General features: G+C 72.4%; 13 protein-coding genes. 9 read left to right on the plus strand and 4 right to left on the minus strand.

Going from position 1 to position 18,578, the window contains the following annotated elements; genetic code table 11:
- Positions 1 to 637: PP2C family serine/threonine-protein phosphatase (locus D7V77_RS09220; RefSeq protein WP_139924225.1), on the plus strand; the 637-nt coding region annotated here is incomplete at its 5' end.
- Between the two features lie 200 nt (positions 638 to 837).
- The gene (locus D7V77_RS09225) at positions 838 to 2,661 is read left to right on the plus strand and encodes a methyl-accepting chemotaxis protein (protein ID WP_120575905.1); all 1,824 of its coding nucleotides are present in this window, start codon (positions 838 to 840) and stop codon (positions 2,659 to 2,661) included.
- A 196-nt stretch (positions 2,662 to 2,857) separates the two neighbouring features.
- On the opposite strand, the gene D7V77_RS09230 is transcribed toward D7V77_RS09225, so the two are convergent.
- Complete coding sequence (locus D7V77_RS09230; RefSeq protein WP_120575906.1) at positions 2,858 to 3,622, minus strand: SDR family NAD(P)-dependent oxidoreductase; 765 nt, start codon at positions 3,620 to 3,622, stop codon at positions 2,858 to 2,860.
- Between the two features lie 118 nt (positions 3,623 to 3,740).
- Between D7V77_RS09230 and D7V77_RS09235 the strand changes: the two genes are divergently transcribed.
- Together D7V77_RS09235 and D7V77_RS09240 are read left to right on the plus strand one after the other, a co-directional pair.
- Positions 3,741 to 4,745 carry a DUF1028 domain-containing protein gene (locus D7V77_RS09235; protein ID WP_120575907.1) on the plus strand — a complete coding sequence of 335 codons (1,005 nt, stop codon included), beginning with the start codon at positions 3,741 to 3,743 and terminating at the stop codon, positions 4,743 to 4,745.
- Between the two features lie 49 nt (positions 4,746 to 4,794).
- Positions 4,795 to 5,976, plus strand: a complete 1,182-nt coding sequence (locus D7V77_RS09240; protein ID WP_120575908.1) for an acyl-CoA dehydrogenase family protein — start codon at positions 4,795 to 4,797, stop codon at positions 5,974 to 5,976.
- A 79-nt stretch (positions 5,977 to 6,055) separates the two neighbouring features.
- Here D7V77_RS09240 and D7V77_RS09245 read toward each other — a convergent pair whose 3' ends face one another.
- The gene (locus tag D7V77_RS09245) at positions 6,056 to 6,964 is read right to left on the minus strand and encodes a DUF2058 family protein (RefSeq protein ID WP_120575909.1); all 909 of its coding nucleotides are present in this window, start codon (positions 6,962 to 6,964) and stop codon (positions 6,056 to 6,058) included.
- A 106-nt stretch (positions 6,965 to 7,070) separates the two neighbouring features.
- On the opposite strand from D7V77_RS09245, the gene D7V77_RS09250 reads away from it, so the two are divergent.
- The 3 genes from D7V77_RS09250 to D7V77_RS09260 all read left to right on the plus strand — a co-directional run bounded on the left by D7V77_RS09250 (position 7,071) and on the right by D7V77_RS09260 (position 9,348).
- Positions 7,071 to 8,108 carry a hypothetical protein gene (locus D7V77_RS09250; RefSeq protein WP_120575910.1) on the plus strand — a complete coding sequence of 346 codons (1,038 nt, stop codon included), beginning with the start codon at positions 7,071 to 7,073 and terminating at the stop codon, positions 8,106 to 8,108.
- A gap of 204 nt (positions 8,109 to 8,312) precedes the next feature.
- Positions 8,313 to 8,858: a hypothetical protein gene (locus tag D7V77_RS09255; protein ID WP_120575911.1), complete on the plus strand. Its 546-nt coding sequence runs from the start codon at positions 8,313 to 8,315 to the stop codon at positions 8,856 to 8,858.
- A gap of 154 nt (positions 8,859 to 9,012) precedes the next feature.
- On the plus strand, positions 9,013 to 9,348 hold the full coding sequence (locus D7V77_RS09260; RefSeq protein WP_120575912.1) for a hypothetical protein: 336 nt from the start codon (positions 9,013 to 9,015) through the stop codon (positions 9,346 to 9,348).
- Positions 9,349 to 9,361: 13 nt separating this feature from the next.
- On the opposite strand, the gene D7V77_RS09265 is transcribed toward D7V77_RS09260, so the two are convergent.
- Entirely contained in the window at positions 9,362 to 10,882 is a 1,521-nt protein-coding gene (locus D7V77_RS09265; RefSeq protein WP_120575913.1) for a peptidase M3, read from the minus strand.
- Between the two features lie 133 nt (positions 10,883 to 11,015).
- On the opposite strand from D7V77_RS09265, the gene D7V77_RS09270 reads away from it, so the two are divergent.
- The gene (locus D7V77_RS09270) at positions 11,016 to 11,954 is read left to right on the plus strand and encodes an RluA family pseudouridine synthase (protein WP_120575914.1); all 939 of its coding nucleotides are present in this window, start codon (positions 11,016 to 11,018) and stop codon (positions 11,952 to 11,954) included.
- A gap of 77 nt (positions 11,955 to 12,031) precedes the next feature.
- On the plus strand, positions 12,032 to 17,659 hold the full coding sequence (locus D7V77_RS09275) for a lipopolysaccharide assembly protein LapB (RefSeq protein ID WP_147452025.1): 5,628 nt from the start codon (positions 12,032 to 12,034) through the stop codon (positions 17,657 to 17,659).
- A 22-nt stretch (positions 17,660 to 17,681) separates the two neighbouring features.
- Here the strand turns inward: D7V77_RS09275 and D7V77_RS09280 are convergent, their stop codons facing one another.
- Positions 17,682 to 18,551: a hypothetical protein gene (locus D7V77_RS09280; RefSeq protein ID WP_120575916.1), complete on the minus strand. Its 870-nt coding sequence runs from the start codon at positions 18,549 to 18,551 to the stop codon at positions 17,682 to 17,684.
- Positions 18,552 to 18,578 lie beyond the last annotated feature (27 nt).

Genomic DNA, 18,578 nt, shown 5'->3' on the forward strand with positions numbered 1-18,578 from the left:
CCTGGGGGGCCAGGAGGGCGGGGAGGTCGCCAGCCAGTGCGTGGTGGACACCTTCGCGGGGTTCAGCGACCGGCTGGACCGCGACCGCGACGGCACCTGGCCGGACGCGGTGGATCCCGCGCGAAGTCGCGAGGAGAACTACCTGGCCGCGTGCACGGCGCTCGCCCAGCGCACGTTGCGCGTGCGCCGCGTGGGCAAGCTCAAGGAGATGGCCTCCACTGTGGTGGCGCTCGCGGTGGGGGAGCGCAGCGCGGCGGTGGCCCATGTGGGCGACAGCCGCCTGTACCGCCTGCGCGAGGGCCAGCTGGAGTCGCTCACGCGCGACCACTCGCTCATCGAGGAGCTGCGCGCCGCGGGGCGCGAGCCGCCCGGCAATCCGGCCAACCTGCGCCACCTCATCACCCGCGCCCTGGGCACGGAGAACGCGGAGCCCACCGTGCAGTGGCTGGAGACGCAGCCCGGGGATGTCTTCCTCCTGTGCTCGGACGGCCTGTATGAGCCCCTGGGTCCAGAGGTGATGAAGGAGCAGCTGCACGCTCCCTCCGCCCAGGCCGCGTGTGACGCGCTCGTGACCGCCGCGTACGAGGCCGGTGGCCGCGACAACATCACCGCTGTCGTACTGCGCGTGGCGGCCTGAACGTCTACCCACCGCGTCACGCGCTGAGAGTGCGCGGATGATGAACCCCACAGGTCGGTCCTGACCGCCGACCCGACGCGATGGGTCCGCCCGGACGGAGGGGAGTCACCCTGAACAGGGACTTCAATCCTTCTCATCTTCCAGGTTAATCTGGGGGCTCCCCCTCGCGTCTCCCTCCCCCCTCCGAGCACCCGTTGCGTATGACGCTCAGCCTTGCCGCGCGCCTGACCGCGGCCCTTACCGCCGTTGTCATCACCCTCACGCTGTTGACCGTGACGCTGATGGGGTTGTCGCTGCGCTCGCGCGTGGAGTCCGAAATGGCCTCCGCCCTGACGCGGGACGCGACCCGCTGGCAGGCGTTGAAGGACCAGGAGTTGCGCGTGCTGACGGAGTTGGGGCGCGTGGCGGCGGCCAACCCCGCGTTCACGGCGGCCTTCGCGGAGGACCATTCGGAGACGGACGCCCTGCTGAACGAGCACCGCACGGTGCTGGGCGTGGACCTGATGGCGCTGGTGGGCGTGGACGGGACGGTGCTCGCCTCCTCCGGTGAGCGGACCCTGCCGGGCATCGACAAGGTGGTGCGCCAGAAGGGACAGGTGGTGCTGCCGGCCACGGGCGTGCCCCTGTTCGCGGTGGCGCAGCCGCTCCAGTCCAACGGCGTGCCGGTGGGCTTCCTCGTGGTGGGCGCGGAGCTGGGCGGAGAGGAGCTGCGCCGTCTGGGCGAGGGGAGCGAGGACCTGGAGGCGTTGCTGCACGCGGGGCCTCGGCTGGTGGCGAGGTCGGTGCACGCGGTCCAGGCGAAGGCGCTGCTGGCCGCGGCGGGTGCGGGCGGAGCGAACGGCGCCGAGGTGGACGTGGGCGGCGTGTCGCTGCACGTGTCGCGGGTGGAGGTGGGCGAGGGCCTGGAGCTGGTGTTGGCGCGCGGCGCTCAGGCGGAGTGGGCGCGGATGCGCGCCACGCTGATGGAGGTGTTGGGGCTGGGTCTGTTCGTGGCGCTGGTTGCGGGCGGGGGTGTGTTCCTGCTGGTGCGCCGGATGATGGCGCCCCTGGGCGCGCTGACGGCGGCGGCGGCGCGGGTGGTGGCGGAAGGAGACTTCAGCAGCACGTTGGACATCCACTCCAAGGATGAGATTGGCCAGCTGGCCTTGTCCTTCGGGGACATGATGGCGCGGCTGCGCGCGGTGCTGATGGCGCTGAAGAACTCCGCGCACGAGCTGGAGGCGACGGCGCTGGAGCTGGCGAACTCCGCGTCGGACCAGAACCTGGCGGTGACGCGGCAGGCGGCGGCGCTGCACCAGACGCAGATCGCCGCGCGGCAGCTCCAGGAGAGCTCGCGGGCGGCTGCGCGGCGGGCCACGGGCGTGCTGCGCGACGCGGAGAAGGCGGGCGCGGTGGGGCAGGCGGGCGAGTCCGCGGTGGCGGGCAGCGTGGGCGGGCTCACGCACATCCGTTCGCAGGTGGAGCGCATCTCCAACACGGTGTCGGAGCTGCGGCAGAGCACGCGGCAGGTGGGCGACATCACCGGCACGGTGAAGGACCTGGCGGACCAGTCCAACGTGCTCGCGTTGAACGCGGCCATCGAGGCGGCGCGCAGCGGCGAGGCGGGCCGGGCGTTCGCGGTGGTGGCCCGGCAGATGCGCTCCCTTGCGGACCAGTCCGCGACGGCGACAGCGCGCGTGCAGTCCATCCTGGCGGACATCGGCCGCGCCATCTCCGAGGCGGTGCAGACGAGCGAGGGCGGCACGCGCGAGGTGGAAGGTGGCCTGGAGCAGGCGCGCGCGGCGGGAGAGAGCCTGCGAGCGCTGGCCGAGGTCATCCAGAACAACAGCGTGTCCGTGAAGAGCATCGCGGACATGGTGAGCCAGCAGGACGCGGGCATCGCGGAGCTGTTCGCCGCGCTGAGCGACCTGACGCGGCTGGCGGATGAGACGGTGGAGCGCGTGGCCACGAGCGCCGTGGCCGCCGCGCGCCTCACCACCGCGTCCCACGAGGTCAGCAACATCGTGGAGCAGTACCGCCTGTGACGCCGTGAAGGCGTCAGGCCAGTGACGGCCCGGCGCGCGGGAGCCCGCGATACCGCACGGCGTATCGTCCCACTCGCGCGGTGACGCCGGGCATGTGACGGCCCGGCGCGCGGGAGCTCGCGATGCCACACGGTGTATCGCTCCACTCGAACGGTGACGCCGGGCACGTGACGGCCCGGCGCGCGGGAGCCCGGCGCTACGCCGCCTCGCCGCCGTCGATGGCGTAGGCCGCGCCGGTGATGGGCGCCGCCGCCTCCGACGCGAGGAAGAGGCACATCGCGGCCACCTCCTCCGGCTGGATGATGCGGCCCATGGCGCTCATCGCGGCCAGGGCCTCGCGGGCCTGTTCCTCGCTGCGGCCTGTCGTCTTGGTGATGGCGGCCGTCGCGCCCGCGAACATGTCCGTCTCCACCCAGCCCGGGTTCACGATGTTCACGGTGACGTTCTTGCGCGCGTACTCCACCGACAGCGCGCGCGTCAGCCCCAGCAGCGCATGCTTGGACGCGCAGTACGCGGACGTGTACTTCGCCCCGCGCGTCGCGGTGATGGAGCCGATGTTGATGACCCGGCCGCCGCCCGCGGACGCCATCGCCGGCATCAGTTCGCGGCACAGCAGGAAGGGCGCCGTCACGTTCACGGCCATCACCTTCGCCAGGTCCGCCGTGGACGTCTTCGTCAGCGGCGCGGACACGGTGATGCCCGCGTTGTTCACCAGCACCCGGGGCGTGCCCGCAGCCAGCACGGTCTTGCACGCCGCGAGCAACGCGGACTCATCCGCCACGTCCACGGTGAGCGTGCGGATGCGCTCGCCGCCTTCCTTGCGCAGCGCCTCCAGCGACTCCGCAGAGCGCGCCATCGCCCAGACGTCGTAGCCCTCGCGCGCGAACGCCAGGGACACCGCGCGGCCAATGCCCCGGCTGGCGCCCGTCACCACCACGCTCTTCGTCGTCTCGTTTGCCATGGCCGGACAGCATAGGGCCCTGCGCGCGGGACCGGGCGGAAGGTGCATGGCGAAATGCATCAATTGCGCTTCCGGGGACTCTTCCAGACATCAACCACTGCATCGGAGTTCCCTGCACATGAAGTCCTTCACGCGTGGCCTGCTGGCCGCTTCCTGCCTGATGTTCGCGTCCACGTCCGCCCTCGCGGCGGCGCCCACCGGCCGCGCCAACCCGCGCCTCCTGGGCACGCGCGCCATCGTCGCGTGCGACGCCGTGGAGAAGTCGTGCGGCGTGGCCAGCATCTCCTTCCCCTCGGGCATCAGTGGCCTGGTGCCCTACGGCCGTCCGGACGTGGCGGTGGCCTCCATGTTCTATCCCTCGGTGGATGACGCCGAGGCGATCATCGCCCGCACCGACGCGGGCGACACGGCCCAGGCCGCCGTCGACTACGTGTTCACCGTGGATCCGTACGCGGACTACCGGCAGCTCGCCGCGGTGAAGCTCAATCCCGACGGCACCATCACGGTGGGCCAGCGGACCGGCGCGGAGAGCGCCTCGCAGCGCTGCGCGGTGAAGGGCGCGACCTTCGTGGTCCAGGCCAACAACCAGACCACCGCCACCATCTGCGCCGCCATGGCGACGGGCTTCCAGCAGGCCACGGGCAGCCTGCCGCAGCGGCTGCTCGCGTCGCTCAAGGCGGGGGCCAGGGTGGGCGGTGACAACAACGGCGAGCGCTCCGGCGTCATCCGCGTCTGGAGCTCGGAGAACGAAGCGGTCTTCTACACGAAGGTGCTCGCGGACGCCGTCGTGCACGGCAGCAAGCACGCGCTGAAGGAGCTGGACGTGGAGATGAACCGCTACCAGGCGGGCGTCGCGGCGCCGTACGCGTCGGACCTCATCTCGCTCGACAAGGAGACGGCGAAGGTCGTGAAGCGCGTGCTGCACAAGCTCGGGTACTACGACGGCCGCATGGATGGGAGCTGGAACGACACCGCCGAACAGGCGCTGTATGACTTCAACTGGAACAACAGCTTCTTCCTCAAGCCCACCGTGGTGGTGAACGGCCAGCGGAAGATCGACGGTCCGCTGGTCAACTTCATGCGCGACGCGGACCTGGAAGCGCTCGCGCCCGCGACGCACTGAGGCACCGGTGGTTTGACGGCTCCCGCATGGCGACGTCAAGCTCGCCGCCATGCCCCGCGCCGAAATCACCGACCTGTTCCGCATCGACGACCTGCTGTCCGCCGAGGAGAAGGCCGCTCGCGACGCGGTGGCCCGCTTCGTGGACGCGGAGGTGCTGCCCATCATCGGCAAGCACTTCCGCGACGGCACCTTCCCCGCGCACCTCATCCCGGGCCTGGCGGAGCTGGGCGTGCTGGGCGCGAACCTCCAGGGCTACGGCTGCGCGGGCATGAACACCGTCAGCTATGGCCTGGTGTTGCAGGAGCTGGAGCGCGGTGACTCCGGCCTGCGCAGCTTCGCGTCCGTGCAGGGCTCGCTCTGCATGTTCCCCATCCACGCCTTCGGCAGCGAGGAGCAGAAGACGCGCTTCCTGCCGGGCATGGCGAAGGGACAGCTCATCGGCTGCTTCGGCCTCACCGAGCCCGACTTCGGCTCCAACCCCGGCGGCATGCGCGCCCGCGCCCGGAAGGACGGCGACAGCTGGGTGCTCAACGGCACCAAGGCGTGGATTACCAACGGCTCCATCGCGGACGTCGCGGTGGTGTGGGCCAAGACGGACGACGGCGGCCCGGAGTCCGTGCGCGGCTTCCTGGTGGAGAAGGGGATGCCCGGCTTCAGCGCGCGGGAGATTCCCGGCAAGTTCTCCCTGCGCGCGTCACGCACCAGCGAGCTGTCCTTCCAGGACGTGCGCGTGCCGGACCGCAACGTGCTGCCCGGCGTCGTGGGCCTGCGCGGTCCGCTGTCGTGCCTCAACAATGCGCGCGCGGGCATCGCGTTCGCGGTGACGGGCGCGGCCATCGCGTGCTTCGAGGGCGCGCGCGAATACGCGCTGTCCCGCACGCAGTTCGACGGCAAGTCCATCGCCGGCTACCAGCTCACGCAGGAGAAGCTGGCGGACATGCTCCAGGAGATCGTCAAGGCGCAGCTGTTGAGCCTGCGGCTCGCGCGCCTCAAGGACGAGGGCAAGAGCAACCCCGTGATGGTGAGCCTGGCCAAGCGCAACAACGTGAAGAGCGCGCTCGACATCGCCCGCGTGGCCCGGAGCATCTACGGGGCCAATGGCATCACGGACGACTACCCGCCCGTGCGCCACATGCTGAATCTGGAGAGTGTCTTCACCTACGAGGGCACCCACGAGGTGCACACGCTGGTGCTGGGCAAGGCCATCACCGGCATCGACGCGTTCGGCTGAGGCGAGCGCGGACGTCCGGTGGAAGCCGCGCCTCCCCTCGCTCCCGGATGGGAAGGAGGGGAGGGCACGGGAAGGAACATCAGGACTGGGGGCTGCCTTCGCCGTTCGGCTCGGAGGCAGGCTCGCCAGGGGACTCGGACGACGGCTCGGACGCGGTGGCCTCGGCGGACGCCTCGCCCTCCTCGGCACCTTCCGCGGAGGCTTCGGGCTCGTCGGCGACTTCCGGCGCGGTGCCGGAGGCCTCGGCGGCCTGCTGCGCCTTGAGCTCCTCGTCGTTCATGAAGCCGACGGGGTTCTCCTTGCGGTTGAAGAAGCGCACGGCCTTGGCGGACAGCGCGTACATCTGCTCGGCCGCGGCGGAGGGCACCAGCGAGTGCTCGATCTGCGCGGGCTCCGGACGCTCCACCACGCCCAGCTCGCCGTCCTCCAGCTGCTTGGCCTGGGCGGGGCTCAGCTCCATGCGGCGCAGCTTTCCCTTGCGCGTCATGAAGTAGAAGGCCGTCTCGCCCGGCTCCTGGGGCACCTGGGCGCCGAGCACCAGCTCGCGCAGGGCGCGGTCCAGCTCCACCTGCTTCTTGGACTCGGCGCGCTGGTAGGCCTTGGAGCCCGGCATGGGCGGCAGCTTGGGGATGGGCTTCTCCGTGGGCGTGCCCGGACGCGCGTTCGCGCCGAACCCTCCCTGGGGACCGCCCCGGAAGCCTCCGCCGCCCTGACGCGGCGGACCGCCCGCACCGTGGCGCGGGGGACCTCCGGCGCCTCGCGGCGGACCGCCACCGCCCTCGCGGCGCGGCGGACCTCCGCGGTCATCACGGCGCGGCGGGCCTCCGGCTGTCCGATTCTCATCACGTCCGCGAGGGGCCGGGGCGCGTGGAGCGCTCCCCCGGCTGTCCTCCTGGCGCCTTGGCGCCGAGGGCGTGGAGTCGGACTTCTTGGCCTCCTCCTCGGAGACGAGGCCCGCTTTCAACAACTTGTCTCGCAGGTTCTGCATGGGTTGGGCGTTCTATCCCTTGCACGGCCGCACGCAAGCCACCGCTTGCCGCTCCTGTCCCCCCCACGTAACTTGCCGCCCCCGCCGTCGTGGTCGTGGAGGTTCCGTGAGAAGTCTGTCGAAGTCCGCCGCCCTCGCCCTGGTCCTGGCAGCCACTGGCTGCTCAGACCCCGTCGACAAGGCGGCCAAGGCCCGCATCTTCTCGGCGGAGGACCCTCCGAAGGTGGTGGCCTCGGCGAAGGAGAAGCTGCCGCCGGAGGACGTCGCGGACAACCCCCAGGTCTCCCGCCGCATCCTGGGCATGGACGCCGCGGAGGTGACCGAGCGGCTGGGCCCGCACTTCTTCCAGTCCACCCTCAGCTACGAGTGGGCCGGCCCCAACGGGAACAACCCCGTGAAGCTCACGGAGACGCGCTCCTTCCGCGCGGGCCCCGGGGGCGTCAACGGCGACTTCCACGGCGTCCTGGAGAACTCCCGGGACCAGGGCCTGGAGGTGATGCGCGTGAAGGGGCAGGTGTTCGCCCGCAACCGCTACGGCCCGTACCGCCAGCGCCTGCGCGACCGAGGCATGGCCGAGCGCACCCGCACGGAGCTGACGGGCGCCATCCGCGACTTCGACAGCCTCTTCCAGGGCCGCATCAAGCTCACCCCCGCGGGCACCGTCACCCACGAGGGGCGCACCGCGTGGAAGTACAACGTGTCCCTGGGCTCGCCCCTGGAGGGCGGCACGCCGAAGAAGATGCCCGCCGCCTTCACGCCCAAGAACGCGGACGAGACGACAAAGCGCCGCGCCAACTTCTTCTCGCACCGGCTGCCGCGCTCGCTGGAGGGCGAGGTGCTGGTGGACTCGGTGACCTCCGTCGTCCTCAAGGCCCGGCTGGACGGGCGCATCGGCGTGCCCCAGGAGAAGACCCCGGAGGCCGCGGAGCTGCGTATGACGCTGGAGTCCTCCCTGACGGAGATTGGCAAGGACCCCGCGCTGCAGCCGCCCCAGGACTTCCTGCCGGACGCGGACAAGCCCCAGGGCATCGCGGACGCCATGGACCACTTCGGCATCCCGCGCACCAAGGCCGGGGACTCACCCGCCACTCCAGGCGCCGCGGCCGGCGCCCCCGAGCCGGAAGACGAGGCCGAGGGCAACTGACTCAACCCCGCTGCGCTCATCCGAGCCTCCAGGCCGTTGGAAGCCCTACGGTTTCCGGCCTGGCGGCTCGGGAGGGGAGCGCGGCCCTCGGGGGCTGTGACGGCCGTGTCCTGCACGGGCCGCCGCCCCCGCCCGGGCCTTCCCGCAAGTGCCTGACGCTGCTGGGGAATCCCCCTGGCCCTGGCCTTGCTCTCACGGGAGGCCATGTTCCGCTCCGCCCTCCCCCTGGCATGTGCCGGGCTCGCACTCCTGGCGACCCCGGCCCTCGCCGAACCCGTCCGCAACCTGGGCATCACCGTCGCACCGCTGGGGGCCTACGTGCTCCAGGGCGACGCGGAAAAGGTGCGCACGGTGGGCTACAGCGCGGGCCTGGGCTGGGCGTACCGCAAGCCGGGGGCGGTGCTGGAGGTGGGCGGCCACCTGGCGTCCAGCCGGCACCTGACGGAGGTGACGCCCATGTCCGTGCGCGTGGTGCCCCTGGGGGACACCCGGGTGCGGCCCTTCCTGGGAGTGGGGGCCAGCATGCTGGTGCCCCACTCACGCCCCCAGCCGGTGGCCCCGGACGCGCTGGGCAGCCGGGTGCTCCAGCTGGGCTTCGAGCTGTGCGGCGGCGTGGGGGTGGAGCTGGGAGAGAACCTCTTCCTCTCCGCCGAGGCGCGCTACCAGAACTTCTCCGCCAGGGGCTCCCCTTTCTCCGGGGAGCGACAGAGCTTGCGCTCCACGTTCCTGGGTCTGGGGATGCACCTGTAGCTGTAGCGGGTGGGGCGGGTCGCTACAGACTGGCAGCGGCCTGTTGGAAGAAATTTTGACGGCCCTCTTGCGTCCTCTACAATCCTCGTCGGTTGCGGCCCAGACGCATCTGACATGCTCGGGTGTTCAGGCGTGCACAACGAAGGGAGCGGAGATGGAGCGCAAGGTCGGAAGTAGCACGTTGACCGCGAAAGAGGTCAAGGCGGCGCTGGAGAAGTCCACCACGCTGACGGCCGAGGAGGAGAAGGCCCTGCGCATGCGCCATGGCGCGGGCGCTCCCAGCAAGAGCGCGCCGCTGCCCCGCGCCGCGGGTGCGAACGCGGAGCTGGCGGATGAGCTGCTCGTCATCGAGATGCAGCTGATGAAGGCGATGCGCGCGCGCACGGCGGCCAAGGCCACCAAGGCGCCCGCCGCGGTCCCCACCCGCGAGGCCCCGGCCAACGCGGCGAAGGACAAGATCGTCCGCGCGCTGCGCGCCAAGAAGAAGTAGGGGGCCGTACTCCCTACTGGTTGAGGATGGCCACGAGGCGCGCTCCCGCCTCGGGCAGCGCCAGCGGCGTGCCCGAGACCTCCGTGGCCAGTCCCTCCGCGTCGGCGGCACCGCCGCGCGCGAAAAGCCCCTTGAGCCAGGTGAAGGCGGAGGGGTTGCGCCAGAAGTCCTCGTTGAACCGCTCCAGCAGGTGCGCGGTGAGCCGGGTCTCCAGGGCCCACGCCCGCAGGTAGCGGGTGACGTAGAGCTGCGAGTCCACGTCGTGCAGGAAGAAGCCCGGGTGCGGCTGCGCGAAGAGTGCGCGGCGCTGGCCGTCGGCGTACTCGTCCGCGCGGTCGGCGGAGGCGCCCTTGGTGCTGAGCGACAGCTCGTAGGACAGCTTCGCGCAGTGGCGGCGCAGCACGGCCAGGGCCTGGAAGGCGCCCATGCGCACGACGTCCTTCGTCGTGCCGGACGGCAGGCCCAGGTAGCGCTTGAGCCAGGGCGGGGACAACAGCAGCCGCTCGAAGGTGGCGGCGTACGCTTCCGTCACGGAGGCGTCGCCCAGGCGGCGCAGCTCCATGGGGGCGTCCGCGTCCACGTGGGCCAGGTGCCACGCGTGGCCCAGCTCGTGGAGCAGGTCGCCCAGCGCGTCCATGCCGCCGCGGGGCTGGACGACCAGCCGGATTTCGTCGGGCACGCGCACGGCGGCGACGAAGGGGCGTGACGCCTTGCCGGGGCGGGACTCGTCGTCCAGGCGGATGCGGCCGCCGGCCTCGGGGTGGAGGCCCCAGTCGGACAGCCAGCGCATCACGGCGGGGACGGTGTCCTCGCGGCGGAAGTGCGCGTCCATCCACGGGGCGCGCAGGGCGTGCTGCACGTCATGGCGCCGCGCCTCGCCGCCGGGCAGCGGGCGCAGGGTGGGCTCCAGCTTGCGCAGCACGTAGGCCAGCACGTCGCGGTAGGCGTCCTCGGTGCGCTTGAGGGTCTCCTCCGCGGCCTCGGCCAGCTTGCCCGCGTCGATGCCGGTGACGTCCTGGCGCAGCGAGGGGTAGTCGGGGAAGCCCAGCACCTCCGCGGCCTGGAGGGTGGCGTCGCGCCGGTCTCCATAGGGACCCCGGTGGTCCCAGAGGAAGTTGCCGGCGCCGCGCTCCAGGAGGGCGCGGCGGGAGCGGTTGGACTCGCGCGGAATCTGGGACAGGGCCTGGGCGAGGGACAGCGTCGTGTCGTCCGCGGGGATGTGGGAGCGGGCCTCCAACGCGACGACGGCGTCCGCCGCGGGCAGGGCGAGCGACTCCTCCACCTGGGTGGCGATGAGCTCGCGCACCAGCCGGATGCGGCGGACGGCGACGGGGTCGTCCTTGCCTTGCGCACGGGCGAGCGCCTCGTTGGCGGCGGCGAAGGTCTCCGGCGAGGACAGCTCCGGGAAGGATGCGTAGAGGCGTGCGACAGGGAGGTCCGGGGAGAGTCCGGCGCCGTAGCGGTACTGGAGGGTGGCCAGCTCGGCGAGGAAATCATCCAGCCGCGACCGGACGGAGAGCAGGGGGCGGTCCATGGCGGCGCGGAAGGTAACAGGAAGCCCGCGTCACGGCAGGGAGCACGCGCATAGAGTGTCTCGCCATGTCCTCTGCCTTCGTTGCCCGGCCGCATGCCCCCCTGGAGTCCCTCCTCGAAAGGGGCGGCGCGCGATGAAGCGCCGGACGTTCCGGGCGGAAGGGGCGCACGTGGGGCGGGCCCTGGTGGAGGCGGTGGCGGCGGAGCTGGCGCTGCCGGTGGCGGACGTGCGGCGGCTGGTGGACGTGGGCGCCGTGTACGTGGCGGGGCGGCGCGCGCGGGACGGGGCCGTGAAGCTCCAGGCCGCGCAGGTGGTGACGGTGGTGCTGGAGGAGGCAGGGCAGAGCCCGCTGGAGGTCCCGAAGCCCACGGTCCCCCTGCGCGTGCTGTTCGAGGACGCGGACGTCATCGCGGTGGACAAGCCCGCGGGCCTGAACGCGCAGCCCACGGAAGGCCGCGTGGGCGGAAGCCTGGTGGACCTGGTGAGTGAGTACCTGGGTCGGCAGGCGGGGTTGGTGCACCGGTTGGACCGGGAGACCTCCGGGGTGACGGTGTTCGGCAAGACGGCCGCCGCCACCTCCGCGCTGGCCGAGGCGTTCCGGGAGGGCACCGCGCGCAAGCGGTACCTCGCGGCGACGGGTCCGGGACTTCCGGCGGGCGGTACGGTGGACCTGCCCCTGTCGAAGGACCCGTCGAGGCCGGGGCGCTGGCGGGCGACCCGCGCGGCCAATGGCGTGCCCGCGTGGACGGACTACCGGACGCTGTTCGCGGGGGAGGCGTTCAGCCTGGTGGAGCTGCTGCCCCGGACGGGCCGCACGCACCAGCTCCGGGCGCACCTGACGGCGCTGGAGCACCCCATCCTGGGGGACTCGCGCTATGGCGGCGAGGGGAGCGCGGGGGGCCTGATGGCGCCGCGTTGCCTGCTGCACGCGCACGCGCTGGAGCTGGGGCATCCGCGCACGGGCCAGCCGCTGCGGTTGGAGGCGCCGGTGCCGGACGACATGCGGGCGTTCTTCGAGTCGGCGGGCGTGCGCATTCCGGAGGGGCCCATCGTGGCCGCGGACGCGTCCTGAGAACCTGGAAAACCCGGGCCCTGTGCTGGCGGACAGGATGCCCCCGTCGCGCGCATCGTGTGTAGACTGGGGGCTTCATGGGTGGCGGGAGACACGGCAAGGGCCCACGGACGCCGGAGCCCTCCCTTCGCGGACCGGAGCTGGGCTCGCGAGGAGAGGACGTGCGAGGCGCGGTGGCCCGGATCTGCCGGGACGCTGCTCGGCTGCTCCAGGAGGGGCAGGCGGCGCGGGCGTATTCCGGCCTGGTGTCCGCCAGCCGTTCTCTTCCGATGACGCCCCGGCTCGCGGCGGTGCTGGTCCGGTGCGCGCTGAAGGCGGGCACGGAGCGCGCGGTCATCACCCTGCTGGACGCGGCGATGGTGACGGAGCGGGGCGAGGTGCGCCGCGAGGTCCGCCGTCAGCTGTCGCGGGTGTTGCGGCGCACGGGACAGGAAGCGCGCGCCGCGGCGGTGCTCAACGGGTTGTTGATGGACGCGCCCGACGACGCCAGGGCCCGCTTCGTGCTCGACGTGCTGCGCGAGCGGGTGGCGAAGGCGAAGTCGGTGCCGTCGCCGCAGCTCCTGGCGGAGGACGAGGAGTCCCGGACGAAGACCGTGGAGGTGTCCGCGCTGGCGCTGTCGGATCCAGAGCTGGGCAACACGGTGGTGGAGATGCCGGTGGTTTCGGTGCCGGCCGCGCCAGCGTGGGCTCCCCGGGCCGCCACGGTGCAGGTCCCGCTGGGTGAGTGGGCGGAACAGGCACGGCCGGCGTCGCGAGGGCCGGAGTTCCCCTGGGATGACGACGGGCCGGGCAAGGCCCGGGTGGTGACGCCGCCGAGGGGCGCGAGGACCGTTCCGGAGCCGGTGGTCGTCGAGCAGGAGGCTGGCGAGGAGGCACCGGACACGGTGCGCCCTGGCGCCGCGGTCGTGGGGGCGTCTGACATTCCGGCGTCAGCCGCTGCGGCCTCGGGTGCATCGTCGGCCGTGGATGAAGCGCCACGGGTGGAGAGCGCTGCTGGCGAATCGAACGCTTCGTCGTCAGGGAACGCCTCGGATTCGTCCGCGTCCGTCGTCGCACCGTCAAGTGCACCGCCCTCCGCGACCGTGCCTGATCACGTCATCGCGGCGTTGAGCGCATTGATGTTGTCGGGCTCGGCAAAGGCGCCTGAGCGCATCGAAACGGCACCGTCGTCAGCGGAGGCTGCCGAGCACGTCGGTGGAGCAGCATCCTCGAGTGAGACGCAGACGCCACTGCTCCCGGACACGGCGGCAGCGTCCGAAGTGAAGGCCGTTGCGTCGACGACCGAAGCGTCGTCGTCGGATGCGGTGCGGACACCCGATGAGAAGGTTGAGGTGTCGACGCCTGCTGCCGCGCCACCCGCCTCGCCGGTATTCGAGTCGACGCAGGTCTTCGGCAAGAAGCTCGAGGACGCGCCGCCTGCCGATGCCGCACTCGACGAAAAGCCCGCGCCACGGAATCCATCCGAGGAGACCCCGGCTGCGATAACGGCGGCACCCTCGAAGACCTCCGCTCCTGACGCGTCGGCATCGGAGCGGATGGAGTCGCGTTCGCCTGTCGCGGTGCTGGTGCCGGGTGCGCCAGCGATGGCGTTCGACGACGACGAGGCGACCTCGGAGATCATCCCGCCCGAGCGTGCCGAAGCGGAGAAGGGCGCTTCCGCGTCAACGCAGTCCCGTGATGGGAAGCCATCCGCTCCGCGACGGGCTTCCGTGCTGGTCCCCGCCACTTCGAAGCCCGCGTTCGACGAGGAGGAATCGACTTCGGAAGTCGTCTTCCCGCAGGCGGATTCCACCGCGCAGGCCGCCCCCGCCGCGCCCCGGCGCGACTCCACGCGCGTCCCCTCGGTGAAGCCCTCCGAGTCCCCGGCTTCGGATGCACCTGCTTCGGCACGCACCGCGGACGAGGGCTCGGAGCGGGCCCAGTCCCAGCGTCAGGAGGCCCAGCTCATCGCGCGCAGTGCCTGGCGCGAACTGGCCCAGCTGTACCTCAAGCGCGCGGACCGCGCGAAGGACGCACCCGAGCGCGCCGAAGCCCTCACTCGGCTCGCGGAGGTGATGGAGAACGAGCTCCAGGACTCCGCGGGCGCCGCGCGCATGTACCGGGAGATCGTCGAGCTGACCGGTGAGCGCACCGCGTTGCGTGAACAGGTCCGGCTGTTGTCGCAGCGGGAGGACGCCTCGCTCGTGCGCCGTGCGCTCGATGACGCGATCTCCCGGGCGAGGACCTCGCGGGCCCGCGCCGTGGCCCTGCTGACTCGAGGCGAGCGGCAGCTGAACATGGGCAACCCCGCGAAGGCGCGCGAGGACTTCGAGGCGGCGGATGCGCTCGTGGCCGGAATGCTGCCCGTGCTCGCGGGGCTGGTGCGCAGCGTCTCCGACGACGAGCGCTTCGCCCAGGTCGAGCGGCTGCGCGCCGCCTGTGCCGCCGCGCCGCGCCGCGCGCCGGATCGCCTGGAGGCGCTGCGGGTGCTCGCGAAGACCGCGGAGGAGTCCCTGGGAGACCTGCGCATCGCGCAGTGGGCCTGGGCGGAAGTGCTCGCGGAGAGCCCGGACAATGAGCAACCCCGGGAGCACCTGCTGGCGCTCGCGCGCCGCCTGGGAGACCTGCCCGCGCTGAGTGCGTTGCTGCACGCGCAGCTCGCCCGCGAGCCTCGGGGGCCGGCCGCGCGCAAGGCGCACCTGGAGCGCATCGCCACACTGGAGGCGATGGGCGACGCGGGCGCGGCCCTGGCGGAGCTGCGCCAGGCCGTGCGCTTCGAGCCGGGGCACAAGGAAGCCTGGCTGCTGCTCGCCGACCGCTGCACCGAGCGCGAGCAATTTGGCGAAGCCGCCTGGGCGCTGGAGAACGCGGCCACCGCGACGGAGGAGGACGAGGAGCGACAGCACACGTGGGAGCGGCTCGCGCTCTTCTGCCGCGAGGTGCTGAACAACACCGAGAAGGCCCGCCTCTACGCGCGCCGCGCCGACAGTCTGCGCAAGTCCCGCGAGCAGCGCGCCCGTCCGCCGTCGCCGGAGCCCACGCGTCCGGCGTCCTCGCAGGCTGGCGGGGTGCCGCCGCCGTCGGTGCTCGTCGCTCCGCCGGTCGCCACGGGCCGGGTGCCTGCTGCGAAACAGCGCAAGGACCTGTCCGACGAGGTGACATCCAACACGGATGTCCCGTCGCTGCTCCAGGCGGAGGAGGCCGCGTCCGCCAACGCATCGGAGAAGCGTTCGGCCGGGGCTTCAGGAGCCAGCGCGGCTTCGCGTAAGGGACGCGGCAACGCGGGAGCGCAAGTCGGCTCGACGAACACGGCGGGCGAGGAACTCGAAGCGGCTCCTGGCAACAAGAAGCGAGGGCGCGCGGGGGCTCGGAGTGACACGGCTGAGCGCGCGTCGCGGAAGGAGTCAGAGCGAGGCGCGGGAGCGTCTCCATCCGCATCGCAGCCTGGGAAGGCCCCCTCGGGAAGCCATGCTCCGGTCGCGAGCGCCGCCAAGGCTCCGTCAGGACGGCACGCGTCGGTAGGAGACACCGCCCAGGGAACAGAAGCGCAGCGTCGCCCCGCATCCGGGAAGGCTCCGGTGGGAAGCCCTGTCTCCCTCGCGGACACCGTGCCGGGCGCGGAGGTCGACCTCCCGCCCAAGGCCCCTTCGGGACGTCACGCTCCAGTAGGCGCCGCATCGTCCTCCACGGAAGCACCTCGGCAACCCAAGGCGCCCTCGGGACGTCATGCGCCGGTAGGAACCGCACCGGTCCCTACGGAAGTCGCACGCCAGTCGAAGGTCCAGTCCGGCAGCCACGCGCCGGTTGGTAGCTCAGCGCCGGGCGCGGACGCCACGCGCCAGCCGAAGACTCCGTCCGGTCGTCACGCTCCCGTAGGTGCAACGGCATCCAGCGCGGACGCCACGCGCCAGCCGAAGGCGCCGTCCGGCCGTCACGTCTCGGTCGCGAGCACATCGCAAGAAGCGGAGCCCCCTCGTCGCGCCGCGAAGGCGCCAGCGGAGAGCCCTGTCTCCCTCGCGGAGTCCGCCCCCGCTCCCAGCGGCATGTCTCGGGCCGCGAAGCCGTCTCGCGGCGGCTCGGCCCAGGAACCCGGCCCGACACCGGACGCCGCAGCCTCCGCGCCCGACCGCAAGCCGCGAGCCGCCACGGCGCCTCCGCGCGAAATGACCACGGCCTTCGGAGCATCGCTCCCGCCGGACGCGGAGCCCGAAGCCCCAGCGTCGCGCAAGGCCGCCACCGCCGCGCCCACCCCCGAGGACCACGCCCGCTCCTCCAAGAACGCGGGCACGCAGGTCCGCGAAGCCCCGTCCCGCGTGGAACGCGCCCCGCGCGCCGGACACGCGCCCCGGGTCCCTCTATCCGCCAGCGGCGTGGAGCCCCCCGCCGCCCCCCGCGCGCCGCTGTCCGCCAGTGGCGTGGAACCTCCAGCCCCCGCGCCGCGCGCCATGGCCGGAGCCTCGCGCTCCGTCGTCCCTCCCGCGAAGGGCCGCGGCGCTCCCGAAGCTCCGCCCGACATCCCGCTCCTCAGCCAGATTCCCTCGGAGGACGAAGACGAGGACGCCCAGGAGCTCGGCGCCGGGCCCGTGGAGGCCACGAGCGTCATCGCGTGGGAAGCGCCTCCTGGCCGCATGGACCCGGTGCGCCGCATCCACCGCGCCGGCCGTCCCGAAGGCACCGTCTCCGGCCCCGCCCCCACGCGTCCCCAGGCCAGTGGCCGCCCCACCGTCGGCTCCACCGAGACCCGCGAGACGCCCGCCGCCGTCCCGGACGTCGAGCCCCCCGCGGACTCCACCTCCGCGGAGCCCATCGTCTTCAAGCTCGTGCGCGAGAGCCCGCTCGACCCGAAGCCCTACCGCGGCCTCGTGGACCACTTCGACCAGCGCGGCGACTCCACCCGCGCCGCGCTCATGCGCGAGCTCGCCGACGCACTGGAGGGCCGCGAAGTCCCCGCGCCCCGCGTACTGCGCGCGCCCCTCACCAACCAGGAGCGTGCCGGCCTGCGCCACCCAGGCCTGCGCACCCCGTCCGGGGAGCTGCTCGCGTGCGTGGGCATCGCGCTGTGCCGGCTGTTCCCGTCGCCCGCTCGCATCGCCAACACCACGGAGCCCCTGCGCGCCTCCTCTGGCCCGGGCGCAGCCGCAGTGCTCGACGCACTGAACAGCACCGCGCGCCTGCTGGGCGTGCCCCTGCCGGAGCTCGTCGCGGGCGACGACGACAGCGCCAACATCACCCCGCTGCACACCTCCGCCCCGCGCCTCGTCGTGGGCCGGCAGCTCGTGCAGCAGCCCCCCACCAACGCCGAGCTGCGCTTCCACGCCGGCCGCGCGCTGTTCTCGCTGTCACCGGACCTGCTCGCCCTGCGCGCCCTGCGCAAGGACCACCTGCTGCGCGCGCTCGCACTGTTGTCCTCCGTCCTCAAGAACCCCAAGGACGCTGGCGACGACGCTCGCGTGGTGCGCGAGTCCCTGTCCCCCAGGGCCCTGGAGCGCGCCGCCCTGCTGATGGAGCCCGGCACCCGAGACTTCGACGCGAACCTGCTCGTCGCCGCCGCGCGCGACTCCGCCAACCGCGCGGGGCTCGTCGCCTGCGGAGGCCCCGGGCCCTCGCTCACCGTGCTCCGGGCCCGCCGCCCCAACGATTCAGAGCTGGAGGAGCTGGTCCGCTTCGCCGCCTCCGAGCGCTACCTCGCCCTGCGCGACGCCGCCGAAGCGGGCCGCGGACGTTAGAGCGGCTTCGCCTGGAAGCGCCTCAGTTCACCAGCAGCCGCAGCGTGAGCGACAGCACGCGCCCGTTCAGCCCGCCCAGGTCGTGCTCGTACGCCAGGTCCAAGCCGCCGCCGCCGGGCGACAGGAAGCCCGCGCCCACCGTCACGCGCGATATCTTCTGGAAGCCGTCGTACGTGTAGCCCACGCGCAGCGGAATCGTCTGGTCGAAGACGTACTCCGCGCCGGTGTTGTACGTGAGCACCGTCGAGTCGCGCGTCTCGAAGTCCCCGCGCATGTCGAACGCCACCACCACCGCCTGCCCCACGTAGGCCGCGTGCGCGGAGAAGTAGCGCGTCAGCTCCACGTTGTCCGTGTCGATGAGGTTGTTCCCCGACACGCCCAGCGACAGCTGCTCGCTCAGCCGCACGAGGATGCCCGCGTCCATCGTGATGGAGTTGGCGAAGCGCGACTGGCCATTCAGCCGCAGGTAGTGCCCCGACAGGCCGATGAGCAGCGACTGCCCCAGGGGCAACGCCGCGCCCAGCGTGCTCAGGTTCGCGGACGTACGCCCTCCGCCACGTCCCAGCGAAAGCCAGTGGTAGTCCACGCCCAGCGCCAGCCGGCCGCTGCTGGAGTCCGCCAGGCTGAGGCCCAGGAAGCCCTCCTTGTTGCGTGGGTCGTACGCACCCGTACCCTCGATGCGGTAGGCCGGGTACAGCGCCATCGCCGCCGGATTGCCCAGGAGTGCATCCGCACCCATGCCGGTGGCCCGGTAGGCGCCGCCCATGCCCAGGGACCGGGCACTCGCGATGTTGCGCAGCTCATCGGCCCGTTCGGTCGTGGCGGCTCGGGCGAAGGAGGGGACCACGGAGAGCGTCAACGACAGGGCGGCGGCGATGGCACGGAGCGGCATGGCACCGGGGAATCTATCCGGCTTGCT

Origin of the sequence: Corallococcus sp. CA041A (genome assembly GCF_003612075.1) — a bacterium.
Classification (GTDB): Bacteria; Myxococcota; Myxococcia; order Myxococcales; family Myxococcaceae; genus Corallococcus; species Corallococcus exiguus.

Bases quoted from the DNA above. Each gene is read 5' to 3' on its own strand.
- D7V77_RS09225 (WP_120575905.1), top strand. From the start codon at position 838: ATGACGCTCAGCCTTGCCGCGCGCCTGACCGCGGCCCTTACCGCCGTT.
- D7V77_RS09230 (WP_120575906.1), bottom strand. From the start codon at position 3,622: ATGGCAAACGAGACGACGAAGAGCGTGGTGGTGACGGGCGCCAGCCGG.
- D7V77_RS09235 (WP_120575907.1), top strand. From the start codon at position 3,741: ATGAAGTCCTTCACGCGTGGCCTGCTGGCCGCTTCCTGCCTGATGTTC.
- D7V77_RS09240 (WP_120575908.1), top strand. From the start codon at position 4,795: ATGCCCCGCGCCGAAATCACCGACCTGTTCCGCATCGACGACCTGCTG.
- D7V77_RS09245 (WP_120575909.1), bottom strand. From the start codon at position 6,964: ATGCAGAACCTGCGAGACAAGTTGTTGAAAGCGGGCCTCGTCTCCGAG.
- D7V77_RS09255 (WP_120575911.1), top strand. From the start codon at position 8,313: ATGTTCCGCTCCGCCCTCCCCCTGGCATGTGCCGGGCTCGCACTCCTG.
- D7V77_RS09260 (WP_120575912.1), top strand. From the start codon at position 9,013: ATGGAGCGCAAGGTCGGAAGTAGCACGTTGACCGCGAAAGAGGTCAAG.
- D7V77_RS09265 (WP_120575913.1), bottom strand. From the start codon at position 10,882: ATGGACCGCCCCCTGCTCTCCGTCCGGTCGCGGCTGGATGATTTCCTC.
- D7V77_RS09270 (WP_120575914.1), top strand. From the start codon at position 11,016: ATGAAGCGCCGGACGTTCCGGGCGGAAGGGGCGCACGTGGGGCGGGCC.
- D7V77_RS09275 (WP_147452025.1), top strand. From the start codon at position 12,032: ATGGGTGGCGGGAGACACGGCAAGGGCCCACGGACGCCGGAGCCCTCC.
- D7V77_RS09280 (WP_120575916.1), bottom strand. From the start codon at position 18,551: ATGCCGCTCCGTGCCATCGCCGCCGCCCTGTCGTTGACGCTCTCCGTG.